3 protein-coding genes are annotated in these 2839 nt (G+C 70.1%); 2 read left to right on the top strand and 1 reads right to left on the bottom strand.

The features are described from left to right. Window positions 1-40 precede the first annotated feature (40 nt). Complete coding sequence (locus tag P3W85_RS36460) at window positions 41-1009, top strand: ferritin-like domain-containing protein (RefSeq protein WP_276268349.1); 969 nt, start codon at window positions 41-43, stop codon at window positions 1007-1009. A gap of 34 nt (window positions 1010-1043) precedes the next feature. Beyond that, window positions 1044-2198 carry a glycosyltransferase gene (locus P3W85_RS36455; protein ID WP_276268348.1) on the top strand — a complete coding sequence of 385 codons (1155 nt, stop codon included), beginning with the start codon at window positions 1044-1046 and terminating at the stop codon, window positions 2196-2198. Window positions 2199-2223: 25 nt separating this feature from the next. Here P3W85_RS36455 and P3W85_RS36450 read toward each other — a convergent pair. Next, window positions 2224-2839, bottom strand: a 616-nt coding sequence (locus P3W85_RS36450) for an NAD-dependent epimerase/dehydratase family protein (RefSeq protein ID WP_276268347.1), incomplete at its 5' end; no start/stop codon positions are given.

Raw genomic sequence — 2839 nt, 5'->3', positions numbered from 1 at the left:
GCTAGAATTACCCCCGGACCACCAACCGTCAGGGGGCAGGATGTCAGACGCACTCGCCGCACCCGGCCGGACTGGCCAGCCGAGCGCCGAAGCCAGAGCAACCGCCGTGGCCGCAGCCATCGCGCAAGCCGCCGTCGACCAGGCCGACCATGCCATGCGCAACTGGACCGACCCCGAACCCGGGCCGGTCCGCATCGGCTCGCCGCAGCACTTGCGCATGTTCTGCAATATGCTGCTGCAAACCCACAACCCCTACAAGCCGGCCGTCATCGACTGGCCCAGGCTCGACCCCGAAGCCCGGCAACGGGTGACCTCCCTGCCGATCTGGGACATCGCGGTGCAGACCGAAGGGCGCGCCTCCGTGCGCGTGCAGTCCTTTGCCGATACCGTGGCCGATCCGCTGCTGCGCAGCGCGCTGGAGATGGATGGCGGCGAAGAGGCGCGGCACAAGGTGGTCCTGTCGAAACTGGTGGAGGCCTATGGCATCGCCCTGGCACCCGAACCCGAATACCGTCCGCCCGATGACCTGGAGTGGGGCTGGCTGGTCACCGGCTACAGCGAGTGCATCGATAGTTTCTTTGCCTTTGGCCTGTTCGCCGCGGCCAGGCGCTCAGGCTTCTTTCCCGCCGAACTGGTGGAAACCTTCGAGCCGGTCATCCAGGAGGAAGGCCGGCACATCCTGTTCTTCGTCAACTGGGCCGCCTGGTATCGCCGCAACCTCCCCTGGTGGCGGCGCCCGCTGTATGCGCTCAAGGTGATGCGGGTGTGGCTCTTCCTGGTCTGGGAGCGCATCGGCATTGCCCGCGGCATCGATGCCGATGGCGCCGCGCAGGATGCCAACTTCGCCATGACCGGCTCGGAAGCACTCGGCAGCACCCTCTCCGCGCGCGGCATGATCGACCTGTGCCTGGCCGAGAACGAGCGCCGCATGGCCGGCTACGACCCGCGCCTGCTGCGTCCCGAAACCGTGCCGAGGCTGGCCCGGTTTGCCCGGCGCCTGCTGCGCTGACCTCCCCCCGTTTCCTAACCTGACCTACCCTGCCCTGGAGCTTTTCGAGATGTTCCTGTTGTCCCTGATCCCGCTCGCCATCTGGTGCGTGCTGCTGGCCGGCCGCGCCGGCTTCTGGCGCGTGCGCAAGCCCGGCCCCGCCCCCGCTCCGGCGCAATGGCCGGAGGTGGTCGCCATCATTCCTGCCCGCAACGAAGCGGACGTGATCGGCGGCGCGGTGACCAGCGTGCTGGGCCAGGACTATCCCGCGCCGCTGCGCCTGGTGGTGGTCGACGACCATAGCACTGACGGCACCGCCGAAATCGCACGCGGCGCCGCGGCTGCCCTGGGCAAGGCGGACTCGCTGGCCGTGGTTGCCGCGCGTGAACTGCCGCCCGGCTGGAGCGGCAAGGTCTGGGCCCAGTCGGAAGGACTGGAAGCGGCTGGCCAGCTGGCGCCGGACGCCGCCTGGGTGTGGCTGACGGATGCCGACATCCAGCACGGCAGCGGCGTGCTGGCGCAGCAGGTGGCGCGCGCGGAATACGAGCGGCGGGACCTGGTCTCGCTGATGGTGCGGCTGCGCTGCGCCTCCTGGTGGGAACGCATGATCGTGCCGGCTTTTGTGTTCTTCTTTGCCAAGCTCTACCCGTTCGCGCGCGTCAACGACCCGCGCAGCGGCGTGGCCGCGGCCGCCGGCGGCTGCATGCTGGCGCGGCGCACGGCGCTGGCCCGCATCGGCGGATTTGCCGCGATCCGCGGCGAGCTGATCGACGACTGCAGCCTGGCGGCCTGCATCAAGCAAGGAGGCTCGATCCGCCTGGATCTGGCCGACGACAGCATCTCCATGCGTCCCTACGATGACTGGCGCAGCCTGTGGGACATGATTGCCCGCAGCGCCTATACCCAGTTGCGCTATTCGCCGCTGCTGCTGGCCGGCGCGGTGGCCGGCATGGTACTGACCTACCTGGCGCCGCCCCTGCTGGCGCTCGCCGGCGGGCTGCGGCTATGGCCGGCATGGGCGGCCTGGCTGGCCATGGCGCTGGCCTACATGCCCATGCTGCGCGAGTACCGCCAGCCGCTCTGGCTGGCACCGTTGCTGCCGCTGACGGCCCTGTTCTACCTCGGCGCCACCGTGGACTCCGCGCGCCGCTACTGGCTGCGCAAAGGCGGGCAATGGAAGGGCCGCGCGCAGGCGCCGCAGCGCGGCTGACCTCCCGTCATGCGGCGGCCGCCCGTCAACCCAGGTAGCCGGCGCCACGAAACCAGTCGAGCGCCTCGCTCAGGCCCTGCTGGTACGGACGCGGCTGGTAGCCGAGCGCCTGGCGGGCCTTCTCCGAACTGAAGAACATCCGGTATTTCGACATCGACAGGCCGTCGGCCGTCAGGAAGGGCTCCTTGCCGGTGACGCGCGCCACGGCCTCCGCCACGAAGGCGAGCGGGTACAGCGGCCAGCGCGGCAAGCGGATGCCGGGCGGGCGCCGGCCGGTCATGGCGGCGATATCGGCCAGCATCTGCTGCAGCGTGACGTCCTGCCCGCCCAGGATGTAGCGCTCGCCGGTCGCGCCGCGCTCCAGCGCGAGCATGTGCCCGGCCGCCACGTCGTCCACATGCACCAGGTTCAGGCCGGTATCGACGAAGGCGGGAATCTTGCCGGTAGCGGCCTCGACGATGATGCGGCCGGTCGGCGTGGGCCGCACGTCGCGCGGGCCGATCGGCGTGGAGGGGTTGACGATCACGGCAGGCAACCCGTCGCGGGCCACCATGCGCTCGACCACGCGCTCGGCCAGTACCTTGCTGCGCTTGTAGGCGCCGATGGCTTCATGGTCGCCCATGGCGGCCTCTTCCGTCACC

The sequence above is a fragment of the Cupriavidus basilensis genome, from assembly GCF_029335485.1.
Lineage (GTDB): Bacteria > Pseudomonadota > Gammaproteobacteria > Burkholderiales > Burkholderiaceae > Cupriavidus > Cupriavidus basilensis_E.
This window is presented reverse-complemented; position numbering and strand designations above follow the sequence as displayed.